The sequence below is a fragment of the Candidatus Nanohalococcus occultus genome (assembly GCF_029207735.1).
GTDB lineage: Archaea > Nanohalarchaeota > Nanosalinia > Nanosalinales > Nanosalinaceae > Nanohalococcus > Nanohalococcus occultus.
Genome location: NZ_CP104395.1, coordinates 73095 through 93256, shown reverse-complemented (window position 1 = coordinate 93256; position 20162 = coordinate 73095). Strand labels below are relative to the sequence as shown.

General features: G+C 47.9%; 23 protein-coding genes. 13 read left to right on the top strand and 10 right to left on the bottom strand.

All coding sequences use genetic code 11. The features are described from left to right. Positions 1-22: 22 nt before the first annotated feature. Positions 23-544, bottom strand: coding sequence for a hypothetical protein (locus SVXnc_RS00520; protein ID WP_347722008.1), 522 nt, complete (start codon positions 542-544; stop codon positions 23-25). A 50-nt stretch (positions 545-594) separates the two neighbouring features. After that, positions 595-1785, bottom strand: a complete 1191-nt coding sequence (locus SVXnc_RS00515; RefSeq protein WP_347722007.1) for a Fic family protein — start codon at positions 1783-1785, stop codon at positions 595-597. Between the two features lie 188 nt (positions 1786-1973). On the opposite strand from SVXnc_RS00515, the gene SVXnc_RS00510 reads away from it, so the two are divergent. Continuing rightward, the gene (locus tag SVXnc_RS00510) at positions 1974-2369 is read left to right on the top strand and encodes a hypothetical protein (protein WP_347722006.1); all 396 of its coding nucleotides are present in this window, start codon (positions 1974-1976) and stop codon (positions 2367-2369) included. Positions 2370-2809: 440 nt separating this feature from the next. Beyond that, the gene (locus SVXnc_RS00505) at positions 2810-5686 is read left to right on the top strand and encodes an S-layer protein (protein ID WP_347722005.1); all 2877 of its coding nucleotides are present in this window, start codon (positions 2810-2812) and stop codon (positions 5684-5686) included. 149 nt (positions 5687-5835) lie between these two features. On the opposite strand, the gene SVXnc_RS00500 is transcribed toward SVXnc_RS00505, so the two are convergent. Continuing rightward, positions 5836-6147: a type II toxin-antitoxin system RelE family toxin gene (locus tag SVXnc_RS00500; protein ID WP_347722004.1), complete on the bottom strand. Its 312-nt coding sequence runs from the start codon at positions 6145-6147 to the stop codon at positions 5836-5838. Between the two features lies 1 nt (position 6148). Then, positions 6149-6394, bottom strand: coding sequence for a ribbon-helix-helix domain-containing protein (locus tag SVXnc_RS00495; RefSeq protein ID WP_347722003.1), 246 nt, complete (start codon positions 6392-6394; stop codon positions 6149-6151). A gap of 184 nt (positions 6395-6578) precedes the next feature. Here SVXnc_RS00495 and SVXnc_RS00490 point away from each other — a divergent pair, with 184 nt between their 5' ends. The 4 genes from SVXnc_RS00490 (at position 6579) to SVXnc_RS00475 (ending at position 11817) form a co-directional block, all read left to right on the top strand. Continuing rightward, positions 6579-6806, top strand: coding sequence for a ribbon-helix-helix domain-containing protein (locus SVXnc_RS00490; protein WP_347722002.1), 228 nt, complete (start codon positions 6579-6581; stop codon positions 6804-6806). A 7-nt stretch (positions 6807-6813) separates the two neighbouring features. Beyond that, positions 6814-7095 (top strand): type II toxin-antitoxin system RelE/ParE family toxin, encoded by a 282-nt coding sequence (locus SVXnc_RS00485; RefSeq protein ID WP_347722001.1) that lies wholly within the window; start codon positions 6814-6816, stop codon positions 7093-7095. A gap of 123 nt (positions 7096-7218) precedes the next feature. Next, a complete protein-coding gene (locus SVXnc_RS00480) occupies positions 7219-11298 on the top strand; it encodes an S-layer protein (RefSeq protein WP_347722000.1) in 4080 nt (1359 codons plus the stop codon). Between the two features lie 132 nt (positions 11299-11430). Further along, positions 11431-11817 (top strand): hypothetical protein, encoded by a 387-nt coding sequence (locus SVXnc_RS00475; RefSeq protein ID WP_347721999.1) that lies wholly within the window; start codon positions 11431-11433, stop codon positions 11815-11817. Between the two features lie 4 nt (positions 11818-11821). On the opposite strand, the gene SVXnc_RS00470 is transcribed toward SVXnc_RS00475, so the two are convergent. Beyond that, positions 11822-13249, bottom strand: a complete 1428-nt coding sequence (locus SVXnc_RS00470; protein ID WP_347721998.1) for a cryptochrome/photolyase family protein — start codon at positions 13247-13249, stop codon at positions 11822-11824. Next, positions 13246-13455 carry a hypothetical protein gene (locus SVXnc_RS00465; protein ID WP_347721997.1) on the bottom strand — a complete coding sequence of 70 codons (210 nt, stop codon included), beginning with the start codon at positions 13453-13455 and terminating at the stop codon, positions 13246-13248. The genes SVXnc_RS00470 and SVXnc_RS00465 overlap by 4 nt, the downstream gene beginning before the upstream one ends. A 38-nt stretch (positions 13456-13493) precedes the next feature. Here SVXnc_RS00465 and SVXnc_RS00460 point away from each other — a divergent pair, with 38 nt between their 5' ends. Together SVXnc_RS00460 and SVXnc_RS00455 are read left to right on the top strand one after the other, a co-directional pair. Further along, positions 13494-13631, top strand: a complete 138-nt coding sequence (locus SVXnc_RS00460) for a hypothetical protein (protein ID WP_347721996.1) — start codon at positions 13494-13496, stop codon at positions 13629-13631. 39 nt (positions 13632-13670) lie between these two features. Beyond that, positions 13671-14084 carry an Hsp20/alpha crystallin family protein gene (locus SVXnc_RS00455; protein ID WP_347721995.1) on the top strand — a complete coding sequence of 138 codons (414 nt, stop codon included), beginning with the start codon at positions 13671-13673 and terminating at the stop codon, positions 14082-14084. Between the two features lie 11 nt (positions 14085-14095). Here SVXnc_RS00455 and SVXnc_RS00450 read toward each other — a convergent pair whose 3' ends face one another. The 3 genes from SVXnc_RS00450 to rtcA form a co-directional block, all read right to left on the bottom strand. Further along, complete coding sequence (locus SVXnc_RS00450) at positions 14096-14704, bottom strand: hypothetical protein (RefSeq protein ID WP_347721994.1); 609 nt, start codon at positions 14702-14704, stop codon at positions 14096-14098. A gap of 77 nt (positions 14705-14781) precedes the next feature. After that, complete coding sequence (locus SVXnc_RS00445) at positions 14782-15219, bottom strand: hypothetical protein (RefSeq protein ID WP_347721993.1); 438 nt, start codon at positions 15217-15219, stop codon at positions 14782-14784. A 23-nt stretch (positions 15220-15242) separates the two neighbouring features. After that, complete coding sequence (gene rtcA / locus SVXnc_RS00440) at positions 15243-16256, bottom strand: RNA 3'-terminal phosphate cyclase (RefSeq protein WP_347721992.1); 1014 nt, start codon at positions 16254-16256, stop codon at positions 15243-15245. Between the two features lie 51 nt (positions 16257-16307). On the opposite strand from rtcA, the gene SVXnc_RS00435 reads away from it, so the two are divergent. From SVXnc_RS00435 to serS, 5 genes are read left to right on the top strand one after another with little or no spacing between them, the layout of a single operon-like run. Then, the gene (locus tag SVXnc_RS00435) at positions 16308-16817 is read left to right on the top strand and encodes a YbaK/EbsC family protein (protein WP_347721991.1); all 510 of its coding nucleotides are present in this window, start codon (positions 16308-16310) and stop codon (positions 16815-16817) included. Between the two features lie 18 nt (positions 16818-16835). Next, the gene (locus SVXnc_RS00430) at positions 16836-17288 is read left to right on the top strand and encodes a hypothetical protein (RefSeq protein ID WP_347721990.1); all 453 of its coding nucleotides are present in this window, start codon (positions 16836-16838) and stop codon (positions 17286-17288) included. 18 nt (positions 17289-17306) lie between these two features. Then, on the top strand, positions 17307-18326 hold the full coding sequence (locus SVXnc_RS00425; RefSeq protein ID WP_347721989.1) for a tyrosine--tRNA ligase: 1020 nt from the start codon (positions 17307-17309) through the stop codon (positions 18324-18326). Next, positions 18326-18703, top strand: a complete 378-nt coding sequence (locus SVXnc_RS00420) for a methylated-DNA--[protein]-cysteine S-methyltransferase (RefSeq protein ID WP_347721988.1) — start codon at positions 18326-18328, stop codon at positions 18701-18703. The genes SVXnc_RS00425 and SVXnc_RS00420 overlap by 1 nt, the downstream gene beginning before the upstream one ends. A 26-nt stretch (positions 18704-18729) precedes the next feature. Further along, a complete protein-coding gene (serS, locus tag SVXnc_RS00415; RefSeq protein ID WP_347721987.1) occupies positions 18730-19995 on the top strand; it encodes a serine--tRNA ligase in 1266 nt (421 codons plus the stop codon). Here serS and SVXnc_RS00410 read toward each other — a convergent pair. After that, positions 19992-20159, bottom strand: a complete 168-nt coding sequence (locus SVXnc_RS00410) for a hypothetical protein (RefSeq protein WP_347721986.1) — start codon at positions 20157-20159, stop codon at positions 19992-19994. The genes serS and SVXnc_RS00410 overlap by 4 nt on opposite strands. Positions 20160-20162 lie beyond the last annotated feature (3 nt).

The window sequence follows — 20162 nt, the reverse complement described above, 5'->3', positions numbered from 1 at the left end:
TTTGATATCGCACAATAAAGGGTTACTGATACTGGGTACAGTAAGATGCTGTCGAACCCCAGTTAATCAACGAGCTACAGGCTGCTGAAGCAATATTCGAGCTTGTTGGTTCGGATACAACCGCCGCACTTTGCCGAGCGCTGATTAAAACCGCTCTAGGCGTACCCTCTCCGAGCGTGATAAATCTCGTGGTCTCCGAAGAGTTTACAACCTCGATGAAAACCCGTCCATTGAAATTAGCCTCCAATCCTTCAAGAGACTGAAGCTGTTCACGTTGCTCAGAAGTGTTGTAAAGCAGTGATACGAACACAACATCATTCATCCGCGCCAAGTTCCTCCTATCCTCCATACTTACGTTAAAACCAGTCTCCTGATAGTTAGTCGACGGAAGTGTGGCCGGCTGCTGGTTCGAACCACCCGAGTTCTGAGAGTTCGGCGTAGAAATCATATTACCGTAGTTTGCGATACCTCCGAAGGCAAATGAACCTGCGAAAAACAGCCCGAATAACAAGACCACCATCTGAAGTATTTTCTGATTGTCCATACACAGAAATTCCATTGGAAGATATTAAAGAACCAGTGGTGAAGTAAAGTTCAGATAACGTTCGTTTCCACCCGGGACGATTCTTCCTCCATCATTCTGAGAAGCTCGCCTGCGACATACTGTTTTTCCCTTCCCTTCTTGTCTCTCTGTTCAAGCACTCCGTGTTCAACAAGCACATTGACGTAGTTTCGAGCAGCATGGTACTTTACACCTAGTTCTTCAGCAACCTGGGTGATAGTACGCGGCCTGAGATCAAATACGTTCTCCATAAGCACAACACAGTTTTCAGGTACCTCCCCCTGGCGCAGACTTTGTTTGTACTTTTCTCTCTTTTCTAGGATCTTTACCGCGGTGCTAGTAGAATTGGAAGACTGAGTCTTTACAGCGCGTAGGAAGAAATCTATCCACTCCTCGTATTCACCATCCCTGCTGACTCTAAGAAGCTTATCGTAGTACCGACCTCTATTGTTGTTGAAGTACTCACTCAGATAAAGTAGAGGCTGAGAAAGCTTCCCAGACCGTATCATATCAATTATTATCAGAAGCCTGCCCATTCTGCCGTTCCCATCTTCAAACGGATGGATGGCCTCGAACTGATAATGTATCAACGCAGATTTGACAAGATAAGGCATCCCTCTATCCTCATTCATGAAATCAACAAGATCTTCCATAGCGGAAGAGATCTTCTCAGGAGCCATCGGAACGTATTCCGCGTCCTCTCTGGAGACCCCTACCTCACCTATATGTACCTGTTTTTCCCGAAACTGCCCAGGCGATCTATCTTTTCCTCTCACCCCAGACATCAGCTTCTCATGTATCCTCTTTATCAAGTCAACCGTCAGAGGTTCAACGTTTAACCGCTCTAAACCATAATTCAGAGCCTCAACGTAGTTCCGGACTTCCTCAAGATCTCTAGCTTCTCTGCTAGGTTCCAGGTCACCGGACTCGCTGCGTACTACCGCTTCCTCGAAGGAAGTTTGAGTACCCTCTATCTGGGAGCTGAGTACAGCCTCCTTCAAAATATAGGGCCTTATGAAAATATTCGGATCCGGAAGATTTCTGCCCGTACCCTTCAGATCATTTAGGTTGCTTGCCGCATCCTCAATGAGCTTTACAGTCTCCTGATCATACCTTATCTCTGGTGGAAGAGGCTCCGGGACAAACGTAGAGACCCTCTCACCGTCCTTTTCATATTCAAAGATATCTCCAGCTCTACTATTGTTGAATTTTCTCGAGTCCATAATTTGATTAAACACCGCTGTAATTTTAAATCAAGTGGTTTATATTTGACAAAACTACGTTTTTTATCAAATAAGACAGGTTTTGTTTATATAGAGATCAAAGACCAGATCCGAAATTTGACTCGATCTCCGATTTGAGCAAAAGAAACGGTTCGAACTTTATACAGTTTCAAGACACAGAGTTGGTTATGATAGTAGGATTCAACATCGAGTCGATTGATGGCTCGAGAGAGAACGCAGGTCAGGGAAAACTTCAGGTACAGTACAACCCAAAGATCACATCAGTTGAGAAGGCTTCGGTCAGCGCGATCGATGGAGACGTCGCAAAGATCGATTTCAGCTTCGAGGTCAACTATGTAACCGGCAGCGCGAAGGCAGCCAGTATTAACCTTGAAGGACATCTTCTATGGAACGGAGACACAGAAGAACTTCTTGAAACATGGGAAAACGAACAGTCTCTTCCGGAGAACGTGAATGCGCCGCTGATGAACGATCTTTACAGAAAATGCCTGTCTCAGGCAGTCGGCATCGCAGACACTCTGAACCTGATTCCGCCGATTCCGACTCCAACAGTCGAGAATTAAGCGGACTCAACCCTGTTCGACCCCCATCGAACAGAACCTTTTCCTTTATCTCTTATATCCAAGTCCTAGAAAGTTCACGAAAGTTTTTCAGAAAAACACAGGCTGAAAAAAAGACAGAAAATCATTCATAGGACTCAAAGAGCATTCTCAAGCTTTTTCAGGTTTCAAGCTCTAATTGGCCTTAGAAACCTCAGTTAAAGCCGTTTAAGCGTTCCGATCCTTGAATAAGCCATTTTAAACTATTCTATACGCTGAAAGAACGGTTGTGAACGGTCTGGAGCTTACGATGAACGGTTAAATCGGGTAGTTCTTCCGAGGGTTTTAAAAGGTATTGTTCCTTGAGTAGGACATAAGGGCAGACGCTATAATCTGCTCGGTGGCGATCCCATGTCACTTCCCGACAGGATCGGAACGAAAGTTCCCATCTGATTTTTTTGGGAATGGGATCCCGGGGACGTGAGGCCGGCCCTCCCGAACAGGTCTCAGCCGTGGCACAGGGTAAACCAACACGGCTTGACAAAAACAAGGTTTACAACACACGTGAATCAATCATGAAATCAATCAAGAAGATTACAAAGACAGTCGCAGGATCCGCACTACTTGTCGGAGCCACCCTAGCAGGAGCATCTGCAATGGGCGCAGCTCAGTCAAGTGGGTCCAGTGGAAATACCCTTGGCGACTATCCAGCACCATTCGTAGACGAAGATGGTACAGTTGACGGCACTACAGTAGTAGTAGGAGAGTCAGCAAAGACAGCAGACGTTCTAGGAGCAACAAACATCGCTGCAGGACTAGGAAACGCAGCATTCACAACAGAATCCGTATCCGCAGAAGGCGGAAGCTTCGGTTGGTCAGCATCAAACGGCGTCACACTAGACACACGAAACGACCAGCTTTACTTCGGAGACGCACTAGACACAGTTAGAGAAACACTAACACAGGATGAACTAGACATCCTAGCAGAAACAACTTTCCGTGACGATGGCGGAGACGAAACCGACATCACAAACTACCTGAACGTAGGATCACAGAACATCACGTTCGGAAACGACGCAGATGAACTAGACAACGAAGATCCAGTTCTACACGTTTCCGTACCTTCAGAGAGCTCAGTAAACGACGAGAGTTACCTGTACAATCTACAGGCTAACTTCGAAGACTCCATTGACTTCACAGACGACGAAGTCGCAGGAGAAGAGATCGAGCTATTCGGCACAACTTACACAATTGCCGAAGACAACACAGGCAACGACGACGAACTTCTTCTGTACGGAGCATCAGAAACAGTTTCTGTATCCACAGACGAAGAACCTCAGACAGTCACAATTGACGGCGAAGAAGTCACACTTTCCGTAACAGCTGTAACAGGATCAGACACAGCAGCAATCGAAGTCAACGGAGAGCTAGATGAGTACGACGAAGATGAATCGTTCACAGTAAACGATCAGGAAGTCAGAGTCGACAACATCATCCAGACATCCAACGACCAGTCAGCAGGAACAGTAACATTCTCAATCGGATCAGCTGAGATGACACTGATCAACGGTCAGGCTGTAGAAGACGCTGACGGTGACGAGATCGACGGAACATACGTCGAACTTAACGGCGGAACAGGATTCTCAGACATCAACTCAATCTCAAGCATTGACGTTTACGTTGGAGCACAGGACGACGATGAAGACGCTCTAACAGCTGACGAAACATTCAGCCACCCAATGTTCGAGAACGTTGAAGTACAGTTCGGCGGACTCAACCCTGACACAATGGAAGCAGGGGAGAACGTCGAAGAGATCGAAGTATCCACATCAGGCGACGACGAAGCACAGATCAGCTTCACAGGCGCAAACGGAGACTCAGTCTCTCAGACATTCGGATACGTCGATAGTTACGACGGAGATGACGACGACTCTGTAGCACTAGCTGACGGAGACGGAGACGACTTCGTCACAGCTGAAGGTCTAGAAGCTGAAGAAGATCAGTACCTATTCACAGACGCAGGAGACTTCAGCCACATGTGGGAAGTCACAGGAATCGACGTCGACGGAGCTGACACAACAGCAGACATAAGAGACGTAGTCACAGGCGAGACAGTAGAAGTCGAGCTAGACGACAGCAACAGAACAGAATCTGACAGCGACGACGATGTCCGACAGGGAGAAGAAATCATCGATGGACAGACCTACCACTTCGAAGTCGACACCGGAGACGAATCTGACGAAGAACCAACTCTAAGTGTAACTTGGGGAGACGCAGAATTCAACAACGTAGGAACTGAAACATCAGTCTTCACACCTCTAGACACAGAGTCTGATTCAGCAGTTTCCTTCATGCAGAGCACAGAGCTTGCAACAGGAGTTTCAAGTAGCTCAGACACAGCAGACTTCACACTGGAAATCCCATCAACGGAGAGCACAGACATGAAGACTGTAACTGTTGACATCCAAGACGGAGGAGACAGCTCAACAGACGGAGATCTGAACCTAGATGTAGGAAACGGAAACGCAACCGACATAGTCGAAGTTTCCGATCAGGGAATCACCTACAGAGCAACTCTTGATGCAGACGACGACCTACACTTCGGTGTAGACTCCGGCGCGTCAGTCGACACAAGCAACAACGAGTACGGACTAGCAGAACCTTCTGTAGCAGTCTTCCAGCCTGAGAACGAAGACGATGACGAGAACGCATACGTCTTCACTCCAGGAGAGGATGACGGAGAAGAAGAAGTCACAATCGACCAGCCTGATTACACAGGCGGACAGGGCGACGGCTACGTAGATCTTGAGTCTGATGACGATGTATCTGCCGCTTACGATGTCTACGGAGCTTACTCCGAGTTCGATTCCGACGAACAGGGAAGCTTCACACTACATCAGCCTGAAGGTCAGGCAGTCGCAGGAGCAGCAGTTACAGGTGCTGACGGAAGCCTTTCAGCAGGCGGAAGCGCAGGATCTGCAACAAGCATGACTCCTACTTACAACGGAGCAGGATTCCCAGCTAGCGACTTTGTCGCACTGGACAGTGAGAATCCAAGCCAGCTCAAGCAGAATGACCTGATCCTTGTCGGAGGACCAGCAGTCAACAACCTTGTTTCTGAACTTGCTTCAGCAAACAAGACAGCAGCTGGATCTGACTACAGCGAAGGAGATCAGAGAATCGAACTGGTCAACAACGCTTTCACAGAAGGTCAGGACGCACTTGTCGTAGCAGGTTACTCTGCAAGCGACACACGTGCAGCAGCACGTTCAGTCACCAACTGGGGAGACTGGAGTGACGAAGTCTCAGGACAGACTTCTGTCAACCTAGCAACTCAGTAAGTCCACTGAAGGTCGAGAGACCTTCAACATTTCCTTTTTCTTTCTTTATTTCCCGATTTCAAGTTATTCGGCCCTGAGTTAAAGCCGGGGGTAAGAGAAAAAGTTTTTACAAAAAATGTTTGCCTGGTTCGTTTTACAGGCAGCTGTGATTATTCTACGCGTTTGGCTGTATTTTGTTTGATGTTCTGGTAGCCGGACTGTCTTGAGAAGACTCCGTAAACACGGACATGGTCGTTTTCTACAATATCGTAAGTTACTCTATGGTTTAACTTGCTGTTTCTGTCCTCTTCCTGTAGTTTCAGGACCTGTATTTCCGTGTTGTCGGGCAGATAGATTACGTAGCTGTTCTCTGGCAGCGGATCTTCAGCCAGATTTTCTATAGCCTTCCCTATAGTCTGTCTAACAGGACCCTCTATTTCCTTCAGGTCTTGCTTCGCTCCAGGTTCGACTACGATCTCCATCTTATTCTATCCCTAGCTCTTCCTTGACTTGTTCAAATGGAATCCATTTTTGCTCTCCTTTTCGTTCTCTTTCACGGACGTTCATTATCCGCTGTATCTCCTTAGGGTGGAGCTGGGTCTCTCTTTTCAGCTTCTCTCTTATAGCCTCCCTGATGAACTCGGAGGTGTTCTGGTAGTCGCCTCTTTCAAGCCGTTCCTCTAACTGTTTTTTGAGTCCTTCAGGCAGATTGATACTGGTAGATGGCATAAAATAGCTTTCCGATATTAAAATTTAATACTCTTATGGTAATTCAAGGTAACTTTTCAAGACCGTATATTGTTTATAGCGCTCGGGCAGGACATGGCAGAAAGGTTAATCCAAAACAGCTTGAGAAGTAAAGAAATATTTTTAACATCTTCATCACATATTTATCACATCGAGGTGTTATAGAATGGCAAGAATAAGTGTGGACGTCCCCGACGGTTTGAAAGACGAGATTAAGGAAACTGCGGAAAGAAAGAACTTCAAGAGTCCTTCCGAGTACATCCGTCAGGCACTCAGGGAGAAGCTGGAAGAGGACAGCGAGCTTGATCAGGAACTGCTTTTGCGAGCTTTGAAGCTGAAACAGGGCGATGTGGAAACAACAAGTATAGACGACATCATTGAGAAATACGAATGATCAGCGAGTGAAGATTACAGAAGAAGCTGAGAAGGACATAGATGCTCAAGAGGATTACAACCGGAGAGAGCTAGCTCTGGAGATAAAAGAACGTTTAACCGGAGAGTTAGATCGAGACCACATCAGTTACATCAGCAAGCCTCAGTTTGGAATCGAGTTTCACAGGTTAAAGCTGAAGGAAAACGGTTTGGATCACCGAGTTTACTTTGATTACAATGATTCAGAGACTGTGGTTTTCGCAGTCAGGCACAGAGACTATTTACAGTCAGGAAGATCTCGAAGAGGTTGAAAAACGCCTCGAAAACATGACCGGGGATTGAATGCCAGAAAGTCTCTGACTTTTTTCTCTTTGAGTTTTTGCTCAAGCTTAAATCCCGGTGGAACTCATTGTAAATGTAATAGGTACTAAATTATGCGAAATATCAAGAAGATTACAAAGACACTCGCAGGTTCCGCACTACTGGTTGGAGCGACCTTGGCAGGAGCAGCTTCTATGGGCGCTGCCCAGTCCAGTGGGTCAAGTGGATCTCTAGGCGAGTATCCTTCACAGTTTATCGATGAAGACGGGATGGTAGATACCACGGTTGTGGTAGGAGAGTCCGCGAAGAGCGCGGATGTTCTAGGAGCAACCAGTATCGCTGCCGGTTTAGGGAACGCAGCTTTCACGACCGAGTCTGTTTCCGTAGGCGGTTTCGGCTGGTCGGCGACTGAAGGCGTTACACTTAACACCCGGAACGATGATCTGTACTTCGGAGATGAGATCAACGCAGTCAGGAAAACACTGACGCAGGATGAGTTAAACGTTTTATCGGAGACAACATTCAGAGACGACGGCGGAGACGAAACCGACGTAACAAACTACCTGAACGTCGGCAAACTCGAGGTAACATTCAGTAACGACGCAGAGGAACTTGACAACGAAGATCCGGAAGTCTATGTTTCCACACCTACCAGCGTAGGTGCCTCACCTTCCGATCATCTTTACAATCTTCAGGCGAACTTCGAGGACACTCTTGATTTCACGGACTCGGAGGTCGCAGGAGAGGAAATCACGTTGTTCGGTACAACATACACAATCGCCGAAGACAACAAGGACAACACAGACGAGCTGCTTCTTTACGGATCATCGGAGACTGTTTCTGTCTCCACAGACGAAGAGCCTTCAACCATCTCGATCGATGGCGAAGAAGTCACGATCGGAGTTGAAGCAGTTACAGGCTCCGATACCGCGGCCATAACCGTCAACGGAGAGTTAGACGAATACGAGGAAGATGAATCGTTCACGGTAAACGGTCAGGAAGTCCGGGTTGATAACATCATCCAGACAAGCAACGACCAGTCAGCTGGAACCGTCAGTTTCTCGATTGGTTCCGCAGAGATGACTCTTTCCGATGGAGAGCCTATTCAGAACGATGAAGACGACGATGTTGATGGTACCTACGTCGAGTTCAACGGAGACAGCGGATCCGACAGCATTGACTCAGTTTCAAGCATCGATGTATACGTTGGTGCGCCGGAAGACGACGAAGACGCTGTCGTTGCCGATGAAACGTTCGTCCACGATGCTTTCCCAGGCATAGAGTTCCAGTTCGGAGGCTTGAACCCTGACAGTTCAGAAGCTGATTCCACCGAAGAGATCGAGTTCTCAGCCCGGAACGATGAGACCATCCAGGTCTCAGCATCCTTAAACCAGGATTCAAACCTTGATTTCCTACACTACGATGGATCCAGCATCGAACTAGCCGACGATGACGGAGAGACAATCCACGGGGTCGAAGGCGCCCAGGTAAGAGAAGATGAGTACTTCATCACAGATGCCGGAGGATTCAGCCATTACTGGGAAACCACAGGAATCGATAGAGACTCAACAGAGACTCTTTCAAGCGGAGATCAGGCCACAATCGATCTGACGGACAGAGCTTCAGGCTCAGACGTCGAAGTCACCTTGGATGCCGATACCTCCAACGACGTCTACAGAGACACGGAGATCATTGACGGCCAGACATACCACTTTTTCCTTGAAGGAACAGGTTCTGATCCTTACTTCGAAGTTGCCTGGGGAACGGACGCAGGAACAGACGGCAGCGGAGTTCAAACCGGAGGAAGCTCTTCAGGAACCACAACCGCTTTCCCAACGCTTGAAACTGAAAACGGCGGAAGATTAACGTTCTACGAGCCATCACAGGACCCATCCGGACTTGGACTAGGAACAAACCTTATCGGGTTTAACTCGCTCGGAGACTCTGAGGGAAACACAGGAGAGTTCTTCATTGACGATGGCACATCGACCGGAAGTTATGAGACTGAAGACGATATATTGAGGGCGACCCTCAAGACCAACGGCGCCACATCCACAACTTACGACGGGAACGCTGTTGAGAGCTTCGGAAGCAACATTTACTGGGGTGACAGCGATCATGACGGCGCTTACAGCTCGGGCGAAGCGATTATTGACCAGTCAGGTGGAGGATCTGACAGCCAACTTGAGTCTGGCGACACAGTCATAACCTCCGGAAGCCTTGATTTAACGAACTTCGGATCAGCTGTTAACTACTACGATGATGCCTCAGACACCGGCAGTTATACGGATGGCGAGGTCATCTACGATGAGTCAGGAGGAACTGACGACAATACCGTAGCAGCAAGTGAGACAAGAATCACGTCAGTAACCGTTAAGTCAGGTTCAGATACGGACGTAAGCACAATTGATTACGGACTGAACCAGCTGACCTCTGTTAAAGACACCGATGAGGACGCAGGCAAGTCCTTAAGCTCAGTTAGCTCGGCAAGCGTAGACGTTGTTGACACAGGCGGAACTTCCGGAACTCTTGAGGCCGGAGACTCTGTTTTCATCGATCTAGGAAACGATGGCACATATAACGCAGAAGACCCTGTGCTTGTAGACAACGGACTGACAGCAGGATCTTCCACAACGGATCAAACCTTAACGGGTAGCTGGACAGAAGGAGAAGATGGAACGAACGAAGCCGTGATCTTCGATGTAGGAAGTAACGACGGAGGAGGTGATGCCGACACCGATGTCTACTTCTCAGGAGGAACAGGGACGATCGGCGACGCATCCACAATCACTGTAGGATCTGCGACAGGAGTCAGTAACCCTGTCAAGTACTTTGATGTACCAGGAACGTCTTCAGGACAGGATGCTTCAGACTCCGTCTACATTGACATGAGCGGGAGTGGCACAGTTACAGATGAGACCGCAAGCGCAGACAACCCTGATTTCCGTATCAGAGGATTCCAGACAACCTATTCAGCTGGATCAACAGTTTCTGCTGGCGACATGGATGTTGGAGCCTCTTTAGCTAGCTTTGCGAGCAGCGAGAAGTTCACCGACGACAGCGGAGACAGCGACGTATTCGAGAACGGTGAAGCAATTGTAAGCTCAGCTGACTCGAACCTAGACAGTGGAGATACCGTAGTGACTTCTGGATCTGCGGATCTCTCCGATCTGAGCGCAACATCGAACCTGTATGTCGAGCAGTCCGGGAACTCTCAGTACACGGACGGAGAAGACATCATCGCCTACTCCGTACTTGATACCGGCTCCTCAAGTGCCACAGTGGCAGGTTCAAACCTGAACGCCTTCTCATCGAACATCAAACACATGGATGGAGGTAACAGCCAGTTTGATTCCGGTGAGACTGTTGTTGACGACGCTGACGGTTCAGACGATTACACAACGGGCGATACGGTTTTCGGAGGTTCTTCCGGGAGCGTAGAGTATTTCTCGACGGATTCTGAGGAAACCAATGGCGTTACAAGCGGTTTGTTCAGCGCTCTACCTAGCAGCGAGCCAGGAGCAGTGTTTATCGAGGAGGAAACTGACAGCGAGAACCAGCATGGTTACGTTGTGACAGCTGATTACAGTTCAAGTGAGGAAAGACTTGAGCTTTCAGCTCCGACGTTCTCTGATCCTTCGATGAGGGAAACTGATTCTCTTGAGAGCAACGACGATGTAACTGAAGGCTTTGACGTGTTCGGAGCCTTCACCAGCTATGACTCGAACGAGGAAGGTAGTTTGACGATTAGCTATCCTGACGCCCAAGCAGTTGTCGGCGCAGCATTCACAGCTGCCGGCGGAAGCCTTTCAGCGGGCGGAGACAGTAGCTCGGTCAGCATGAACCCTAGCTACAGCGGGACCGGTTTCCCAGCTGAGAGCTTCGTGGCTCTTGACAGCGAAGTATCGAGTCCGGAGGCAGTTGGCAACATGATCCTTGTTGGAGGACCAGCGGTCAACCAGCTTGTAGCGGATCTCGCTGAGAACAACCAGACCTGGACCGGCAACGAGTACAGCGAAGGCGATCAGGTAGTTGATATGGTCAACGACGCCTTCAGCCAGGGACAGGACGCCCTAGTTGTAGCAGGTTACAGCTCGAGCGATACACGTTCAGCCGCAGCAGCCATGGCTAACTGGAACTCTATCAGCGAGAAGCTCTCAGGCAAGGACACCGTCAACTTGGCAACTCAGTAAAGAAGGTCGCAAGACCTCTGACCCACATATCCTTTTTTCTTTTTATTCACAGACAAATATACAGTCTTGTCACTTAGAAGAAACAAAAATCCGTTTAGTTGTTTCTTAAATCTTCCCGACAGTTACTAACGTATGAACAACAGCACATACAAATCGGAGGACGATGACGAAGGAGAGTCACTGGAAAGCCTTCTGGAAAGACAGTACGTTATTAATGATGCGGAAAGGCTGGAAGCAGAGGTTCTAGCGATTCTAAGCGCAGGACCGAAGACAGTTCATGATGTAAGCGATGTTTTAAACGATTTAAGAGGTAACGAAAACTACCTGGACCGTGTATCCGATATGGACATCACAATGACCATGAGGAAAAGCGATAGTATAGACTACCATCCTCTAGGAAAGCCTGATTACGGCGAGTTAAACACAGACGCAGATGAAACACGTGCGGCTGTAGAGGAAGCCTACGGCATAAAACTCGAAGATCTCAAGACCGTAAAGTATCTTAACGGCGATTTCTAGCCATTTACTGCCCGAATATGTTTTCACGGAGCTTCTCGGCGTTTTCTCTGTGTTCTTCCAGAGTCGCTTCATCCATTCTGTCAAGCGTAGAGACCATGAAACTCATTCTCTGTATATCCGATAATTTCTCCCGGTGTTTATCGATGAAACTCCAGTAAAGACCTGTCCAGTCACTGTCCCAGTCGCCTTCCGGGTAATGGCTCATTTTATGGATGTAGTTCGACGATGAGATGTAAGGCTTTGTCATTATCCGGTCGTCAGCGTACTGACTCATCCCATAGACGTTGGGAACCATCACCCAGTCATAGGAATCGATGAACAGCTCCACAAACCACCTGTAAACCTCATCAGGATCTATCTCGAGTAAAAGCATCACGTTTCCAAGAACCATCAAACGTTCGATGTGATGACCGTAGCTGTTTTCCAGCACATTGTTTATAGAGTCATCAACCGGCGGAAGCCCGGTTTCAGCCGTGTAAAACGCTTCCGGCATCTTGTTTTCCGCATTGAAGAAGTTTCTCTGCCTCATCTCCTCGGCCTCGAGTTCATAGACTGCTCTTATGTACTCCCTCCAGCCGATTATCTGGCGTAAGAAACCTTCCAGAGAGTTCATAGAGTAGTTTTTCTCTTCATGGTAGCGCAGTGTTTTCTCAACTACCTCTTGAGGCGTTATAAGCCCTGTATTAATCGAAGGCGATAGAAGCGAGTGGTATCCGAACTTCAAGTCCCTGTCTATCGCATCCTGGCAGTCTCCGAACTTCTCCAAGCGGTTTTCCAGAAAATCCTCGAGATTCTCCGTTGCCTGTCGATGAGTCACAGGCCAGGAAAAACCGTCCATAGAACCAGGATTCTCGGAAAAATGCTGTTCAACGTATTCTTTGGCTTCTTCGACGTATTCCGAGTTGAACTCCGGTATCTCCGGAAGTTCTTCCTCCTCCGGCATCTTCCTCCTGTTTTCCGGGTCAAAACTCCATTTCCCGCCGACAGGCTCCCCGTCGTTCATCAATATATCGAGTCGTCTTCTCTGCTGTTTGTAATACAACAGCTGGAAATAACTGTTTTCATCAAAGTATTTTTTGTTCCAGCTCATCGAGGTGAGAAACATAGGCGTTTCCTCAAAGGAGATTTCAACGTTTTCCTGAGAAGCCAGACTCTTAATCCGGCCTCTTAACTGGCGATCGACCGGATCGTAGAACTCCAGTCCTTCTTCAGCTTCAAAGGCAGTTCCAAGTTCTTCATCAAATCTAATGTATTCTGTTTGAACGCCGTTTTGCTTGAGCCTGTCTTCAAAGGCTTTCATTGAGGCGCGGTGTAAAACCAGCTTCTGTTTATGGAAGTTGAACTCAGTGAAATATCTCTTATCCTCTACAAGGATGACTTTCTGTTCTTCAAGTGCTTGCTCGAAAAGCTGGTTTGGAAAAAGAACTTTCACCGGTTAACGCCTATCATACGGTGCCTGGCTCCAAGAACTTCTTTGGTATAGGTATTTACTTTTTTCTGTTTTTCAAGAACGTTCAAACAGCGGTGTACGTCGGATTCAGTCATTTCCAGTTCCTGTGCTACCCGTACTGCGGACGGTTTCTGGCTCTCGTTTATTATCTCAACGGCTTTTTCCCGGACTTTTTCAGCACGTTCCATACCTGAACTTTATCTTTAGAACCGGTTAAAGATTATGTATGGACGACGTTGAAGAGATTCTTGACCGGCTTGATAGGGAGACGGTTGAGGAAAAACACAGGCAGATCGATGAGAAACTGGATGAAGTCCATGAACAGATCGCGCTTTTAGACCGGCATATCAACAACAAAGGATAAAACTTTTTGTTCACGTCAATAAAACAGAGTGTTCAAAAAATGAGACGAATGAGACGTGATTCTATAGACGACATGTTCGACCGGATGCAAAACCTTTTCGACGAGTTCCAGGGCAAGGCCGACCTCAAAGGATTCCGTGGAATGCCTGTTGACATACACGAGGAAGACGGCAAAATCGTAGTTAAAGCCGATCTACCCGGAATTTCCAAGGAAGATATCAACCTGAAGGCCGATAAGAACAAGATCGATGTAAGCGCAGAGTCAAGCACGGCTATTCAGGAGGAAAATGAAAAGTACTTTACCCGTGAGCGAACCTCCCGGAAGTTCCACCGCACAGTTTCCTGGCCGGCAGAGATCAATCCGGAGACAGTTACCGCCGAATACGACGACGGAGTTCTAACAGTTACAGCTGAGAAGACAGAATCCGAGGGTAAAGACGTGGAAATCGAGTAAAAACACCTCTCCTATTTTTCTCTTATCTTAGTGCTGTGGAAGAACCTTCCGTCAAACATATGTTTGTTCAATGCTTCGAAGCCCTCAGAGTTTCTGGCCATCTCCTCTACAGCTTCATCCATATGATATCCTTCTGTGTACTCGGAAGGATGAGCGGCCTCTATCATACCAGTGTTAATTGGCCTCTCGTCTAGGAATACCACCTCTCTTTCGTAAGACCATTCTGAACCCATGTTCTCCAAATATTCGAAAGTCTCTCTCATTCGTTCTCCTTGTTCTTCCAAAGAATTAGTCGGCTCGAAGTCCTCTCTATCCTCTGTTTCCTTGAACTCGAAGTGCTCAACAGCCTGCTGATCGAGAAAGATAACTGCGAAATCGAGATCTCCTTTAGACTTACCGTAAATATTTCTAGGCCGCCCCAACTCTCTTATTCTGTCCAGCGAAGTGTTTGTGGGCGTGAAAAAATAATCCTTTTCCGCGAGAAGTATAGCATCATCAAAGTGAGAATCCTCATATTTTTCAAGGAATGACTCTGTGAAAAGATCTACAGCATAGTCATGTGGCGTGCGTCGGTGGTCGTTTTTGGCTCGATCCGCTACAGTTAGAGATCGGCCACTCATTCTATCTGCTTACCTCCTCAGACAGATATATACGCTTCACAAGTGTGATATATCAAACATATTTTTGTATGTTTCGTTTACAGCTCCGAATAATACTCTTCAAACGGAGAAGGAGCTAAAATACCTCTGAACGTAGCTTCGATCTCACGTCTCTTATCCCGACTAACTTCTGAAGAGAACCTGTATCCAGAACCGTATGACTTAGGCTCTCCGAAATCCTTGTTTGTAAAATCCGGGGACTTGAGCGACCGCATAGGATTAGAAAACCCTGCTTCAAGCATAACATCCATCCAGTTCCTTGTCTGACGCCTTTTAGATCCAATATCTTCAGCTATACCTGTCATATAAACATTGTAATTATCATGAGTGTAACGAAGAATATCGATCTGCCCTCCTCCACAAAGACCCATTCTCGCAGCCACAAAATCCGGTCCGGCAGAATCCTCCAGCTCTAAAAGCGCTTCTTCAATCTCCGAATCCAAATAGATATTCTTTGAAGACCTTTCCCCGGACATAGCACTGAACTAATTCACAAAACTTAACTCTTTGAAGATATCAGCACCGAGTTTTTGTCCATACTACAACCGAGTTCAACGCCGAATTTCTTCAAGACCTCCAGGTTGGTCTGTATATGCGGCGTTATTTGCGGAACTCTTATTTTCCCACCTGCCAAGCCCATAAATACCATCAGCTGGTCGGCAAGATGCCGGTCGATCGCGCCTTCGGTGTTTTCAAATGTTTCAAACTGTTCGAAGACTTCAGAAGCAACTTGTTCACTTCTCTTCCCTCTTTCGCCCAACGCGTCGAATACTGCCAGCGAATCTCCATAATCTGCCTTTAAAACCAGCGAGGATCCTGTAGATAACGTATCTACGTAGACACTATCTTTCTCTACCAGTACTGAGGACAATCTATCCTCGAGTAGTTCGAGGAGTTCTTCTAGCTGCCTGTCCGCTACCTGTTTTTCTTCCAGTTCTACCGAGGCTTTTGACTGTATTTCCAGCGATTTAAGCTTGCCACGGTTCGTCAAAACCACAGGCTTCATGCTGGACGGTTCGGCAGTTAACGTGATTTTCCCTCCGCCTTTCGGATAGTAACCGGTTTTCTCGAGCCGAATTTCGGTCTGGAGGCCGAACCGTTCAAGCAAATCGAGTTTAGCCTCTAGTGATTCGAAGGCCGGCGAGTAACGGACGTGTGTTCCGCCTTTGACAGTTAACCGGAAATCTTCGTTGAACTGAGTTATCAAAGGTAAGACAGAGTCTATCAGCAGGCTGATGCTTCCTGCTGTCCCGATATCGACCGTGAGATTCTCCGGCTCTAACTTGTTCGGCTTGAAGACTAGTTTCTCCGAGCTAAGCTCAGCGCCCTTTACGTCCGCATCACAAAGACGCTGGATGGTTCTTACACACTCCAGATGCTGGCTTTTGAGACCTGGATCAGAGCGCGAACCTCTGATGTTCTCGATCCGGAAATCTTCTCCTTTTATCGCGGACATTGAAAGCGCTGTCCTGAGTATCTGTCCGCCTCCTGCTTTTCCATCTATCTTAATCATACTCTAGGTTGGTATCGAAGCGCTGATTAAACTAGCGAAACAACCGTAGATGTGAACTCATTCAAACAGAGTCTGGAAGAGATGGAAGAGCTAGCCGGCTTTCTAGCTGAAGACCTTGAAAACGTTCAGCGAGTTATCAGCTTCGCCGAGGAAAACAGCCTGGAGATGGATTTCGAAGTCCATGCGAAAGCCGAGACATGTGAAGAATCAGCTGAACACTCCCCGGTTTCACTCGATCAGATCGTAAAGACACTGGTATTCATTGGAGAAAAACCGGTAGCCGTTCTCTGTCCTGGAAGCCAGCGGGTTGATACCGAGAAACTCGAAGACATTCTGGACACTGATGTACGTATGGCCGATCCTGATGAAGTCAAGGAAGCAACAGGATATCCGATCGGTGCGGTCTCCCCCTTCGATCTGGAGATACCGGTCTTCATGGAAGAATCCTTGCTTGAAGAGGACTTGCTGAGGCCGGCGGCAGGTTCCCGTGCGGTAGGTGCGGAGATAACACCGGAAGAACTCACCAAAGTCACCGACAGACAGATAGATGTAAAAGATTAGAGACTCTAAAGCTGATTGATGAAGATTGAAAACGTCTGTAAATCTCTGGAAGATCTTAAATTCAGCTCTTCCGTAATGTTTCTGGCCGATGAAAGAGATAATGAAGAGACGGCAGTATACTACGGAGCGCAGGCAGAAGTCAGTTACGGAGAGCTAGTCGAGCTTCTGGACACAGACTACGAGGATCTGCCGGCTGTGAGCGAGTATCCGGATGAGACAACCAACTTTGCGCTGGAGTGCGAAAACGAGCATTTCTCAGCGGTTTCTAACAGTTCGAACGCCAGCAAGGAGGAGATACTGGAAGAAGCACGTAGAACTGTCCTGGAGTACGAGCGGCTGAAATGGATTAGCAATGTTCCGCCAGTTTCTAACTCGTTTAAGTGGGAGGACGATATTTACCGGCCGGGAAGCTACAGTCTGACGGAAAGCGAAGTCGACCACGAGGTTGCGGACGAACGTTTTAACTCTTGAAGCCCCGTTTAGTGATGTATGGACACCGAGGAACGTAAACAGCTGGTCCTAAGGAACACAACCGAAATCGTAACTGAACAAGAGCTAGATGAAGTTCTGGAAAAAGAATCTCCGAATACTTATGTAGGCTATGAGACTTCAGGGCCTGTACACCTCGGTCACTGGGCATCTATCCGGAAACTCTCAGATCTACAGAAGGCTGGTTTCAACGTCAAAGTGCTGTTCGCCGATCTACACACCTACCTGAACAAGAAAGGTGAGGAAGACTGGATCCAGGCAATGACCGAGTACTGGGAAGCTACTTTTGAAGCATGCGGGCTTGAAGCGGAGTTCATCCGCGGCCGAGAGTTCCAGGAGAAAACAGAGTACTTCCACGACGTCCTGGACTTAGCGACCAGCACCACTATCAATAGAGGTCAACGCTCGATGTCAGAAGTTGCCTCAGGCGACGAAGATTCCCGGGCGGTCTCACAGATTATCTATCCGCTTATGCAGGCACTTGACATAGAGTACCTTGACGTTGATCTGGCAATGGGTGCTACAGATCAGAGAAAGATCCACATGCTGGCAAGAGAAGCCTTACCGAAGATCGGATACAGAAAACCTACCTGCCTACATCACCCACTGGTTGTCTCACTTCAAGGCACCGAGAAGATGAGTTCCTCGAAGCCGAAGACGATGTTCCCTCTCCACGCCGCAGAAGAAACCGTCAAAGAACGCATCAAGGACGCATACTGCCCGGCAGAGGAACTGGAGGAAAACCCAGTTCTACAGATCTCACGCTTCCACATCTTCGGAGACGACGAGGAGCTGAAGATTGAAAGACCGGAAAAGTACGGAGGAAACCTAGAGTACTCGGAGTTCGAGAACCTTCAGGCAGACTTCGAGTCCGGAGAGCTACACCCACAGGACTTGAAGAACGCAGTAGCAGAGCATATTGCCGCCAAACTCAAGCCTGTTAGAAAGAAGTTCAAGGAGAACCCTGAGCTTCTCAAGCCGCTCGAAGATCTAGAGGTTGAGATGCCGGAATACTACTGATGATCGTCAACGTCTTCGATGGAGCGCTTATAATAGACGAATCGCTTATCGAAGAGTCGAAAGACATCATAGAAAGGCAGGTTCGTGAGTACGTTGAAGGAAAACGAACCTGCTTCGATCTTTCTTTTTCTTTTCCCAGCGGAGCTTTAGGCCAAGTTTTACGTGAGATGAATGAGATTCCTTACGGAGAAACCAAGACGTACGGAGAGATAGCTGAGAAGCTTGATACCGCGCCTGTGGCTATCGGAAGCTACTGTAGCCAGAACTCTTTGCCTCTGATCATTCCGTGCCACCGAGTCGTGGGCAGAAACGACATCGGAGGATACCAGGCAGGAAGGGAAGTCAAACAGAAGCTTCTGGAGCTTGAACAGGATTAAATTAGTTGATTCAACAACTAGTTAGTATGCTCAGCATCGAACTCTTCCGCGAGAACCCGGAGAAGATCAAAGAATCAGAGAAACGCAGAGGAAAAGACCCTGAAACAGTCGAAAAAGTAATTGAACTGGATGAAAAATGGCGTTCTACAACCCAGGAGCTACAGAAGCTTCAGCAGAGACGTAACGAAGTCGGAGACGAAATCGCTGAGAAAAAACGTAACGGAGAGGACGCCGAAGAGCTTATCGAGGAGATGGGCGAAGTTAAAGATGAAGTAAGCGAGTTAGAGGAAAAGGAATCCGAGCTGAAAGAACGGAGAGATGAAGCCCGTTACAGGGTCGGAAATATACTACACGAATCGGTTCCAAACGGAGAGGACGAGGACGATAACGTCGAAGTTGAGAGCTGGGAGGCAAACGAAAAGGACAAAGACGGAAAGCTCGCAGCAGACATATTAGAAAACACAAGGCTTGTTGAGACGGAAAAAGCAGCCGATCTTGCCGGAGAACGAGCTTACTACCTGAAAAACGAGCTTTTCGAGCTAAACCAGGCGCTGATCAACTTTACGATGGATCTGCTTCAGGAAAAAGATTTCATCCCGATGCAGACACCTTACATGCTCAAATACAAGCCTATGGCGGCCGCAGCCGAGCTAGAAGACTTCGAAGAACAGCTGTATAAAATCGAAGACGAGGACAAGTACCTGATCGCCACATCAGAACAGACACTGGCGACCTACCACATGGACGAACTGCTTTTACCAGACGAGTTCCCGAAAAAGTACGCTGGTTTCTCGACGAACTTCCGGCAGGAAGCAGGCAAGCACGGTCAGCAGACCAGAGGAATCTGGAGAGTCCACCAGTTCGAGAAAGTCGAACAGTACATCTTCTGTAAACCAGAAAACAGCTGGGATTTACATGAAGAGCTTCTTGAAAACTCGAAGGAAGTCTTCGAAAAACTGGAGATCCCTTACCGCGTCGTAAACGTTTGTACAGGCGACATGAACGATAACGCCGCTAAAAAATACGATATTGAAGCGTGGAGACCTCCGTTAGGCGAGTACGGCGAGGTAGTTTCGTGTTCGAACTGTACGGATTTCCAGGCCCGGAAGGTAAATGTCCGTATCCGTGGAAGCGATGAAAACACAGTCGCACACACCCTTAACGCAACGGCCTGTGCTACACAGCGCACAATGACTGCTTTAATCGAGAACCATTACGAGGACGGCGTGATCCACATACCTGAGCCTCTTCAGGAGTATATGAAAGGAAAAGAAAAAATAGAGGTTAGCTAGTAGTCGCTTTCAGACCCCTTGTAGTCTAGAGCAAGCTCTTCAGCGGCCAGCTTACCTATTTCGTCGTTAGTAGGTCCGTTGCTGAGACCGTATTCTTCCTGTGCCTCGTCAAGTGCAGTCTGCGGGCCTTCTGTAAGAGCTCTATCCACATCGTCCAGATCCATTTA

What these genes read in the sequence shown, in the direction of transcription:
- SVXnc_RS00520 (WP_347722008.1), bottom strand. Translation starts at nt 544, where the DNA reads ATGGACAATCAGAAAATACTTCAGATGGTGGTCTTGTTATTCGGGCTG.
- SVXnc_RS00515 (WP_347722007.1), bottom strand. Translation starts at nt 1,785, where the DNA reads ATGGACTCGAGAAAATTCAACAATAGTAGAGCTGGAGATATCTTTGAA.
- SVXnc_RS00510 (WP_347722006.1), top strand. Translation starts at nt 1,974, where the DNA reads ATGATAGTAGGATTCAACATCGAGTCGATTGATGGCTCGAGAGAGAAC.
- SVXnc_RS00505 (WP_347722005.1), top strand. Translation starts at nt 2,810, where the DNA reads ATGGGATCCCGGGGACGTGAGGCCGGCCCTCCCGAACAGGTCTCAGCC.
- SVXnc_RS00500 (WP_347722004.1), bottom strand. Translation starts at nt 6,147, where the DNA reads ATGGAGATCGTAGTCGAACCTGGAGCGAAGCAAGACCTGAAGGAAATA.
- SVXnc_RS00495 (WP_347722003.1), bottom strand. Translation starts at nt 6,394, where the DNA reads ATGCCATCTACCAGTATCAATCTGCCTGAAGGACTCAAAAAACAGTTA.
- SVXnc_RS00490 (WP_347722002.1), top strand. Translation starts at nt 6,579, where the DNA reads ATGGCAAGAATAAGTGTGGACGTCCCCGACGGTTTGAAAGACGAGATT.
- SVXnc_RS00480 (WP_347722000.1), top strand. Translation starts at nt 7,219, where the DNA reads ATGCGAAATATCAAGAAGATTACAAAGACACTCGCAGGTTCCGCACTA.
- SVXnc_RS00475 (WP_347721999.1), top strand. Translation starts at nt 11,431, where the DNA reads ATGAACAACAGCACATACAAATCGGAGGACGATGACGAAGGAGAGTCA.
- SVXnc_RS00465 (WP_347721997.1), bottom strand. Translation starts at nt 13,455, where the DNA reads ATGGAACGTGCTGAAAAAGTCCGGGAAAAAGCCGTTGAGATAATAAAC.
- SVXnc_RS00460 (WP_347721996.1), top strand. Translation starts at nt 13,494, where the DNA reads ATGGACGACGTTGAAGAGATTCTTGACCGGCTTGATAGGGAGACGGTT.
- SVXnc_RS00455 (WP_347721995.1), top strand. Translation starts at nt 13,671, where the DNA reads ATGAGACGAATGAGACGTGATTCTATAGACGACATGTTCGACCGGATG.
- SVXnc_RS00450 (WP_347721994.1), bottom strand. Translation starts at nt 14,704, where the DNA reads ATGAGTGGCCGATCTCTAACTGTAGCGGATCGAGCCAAAAACGACCAC.
- SVXnc_RS00445 (WP_347721993.1), bottom strand. Translation starts at nt 15,219, where the DNA reads ATGTCCGGGGAAAGGTCTTCAAAGAATATCTATTTGGATTCGGAGATT.
- rtcA (WP_347721992.1), bottom strand. Translation starts at nt 16,256, where the DNA reads ATGATTAAGATAGATGGAAAAGCAGGAGGCGGACAGATACTCAGGACA.
- SVXnc_RS00430 (WP_347721990.1), top strand. Translation starts at nt 16,836, where the DNA reads ATGAAGATTGAAAACGTCTGTAAATCTCTGGAAGATCTTAAATTCAGC.
- SVXnc_RS00425 (WP_347721989.1), top strand. Translation starts at nt 17,307, where the DNA reads ATGGACACCGAGGAACGTAAACAGCTGGTCCTAAGGAACACAACCGAA.
- SVXnc_RS00420 (WP_347721988.1), top strand. Translation starts at nt 18,326, where the DNA reads ATGATCGTCAACGTCTTCGATGGAGCGCTTATAATAGACGAATCGCTT.
- serS (WP_347721987.1), top strand. Translation starts at nt 18,730, where the DNA reads ATGCTCAGCATCGAACTCTTCCGCGAGAACCCGGAGAAGATCAAAGAA.
- SVXnc_RS00410 (WP_347721986.1), bottom strand. Translation starts at nt 20,159, where the DNA reads ATGGATCTGGACGATGTGGATAGAGCTCTTACAGAAGGCCCGCAGACT.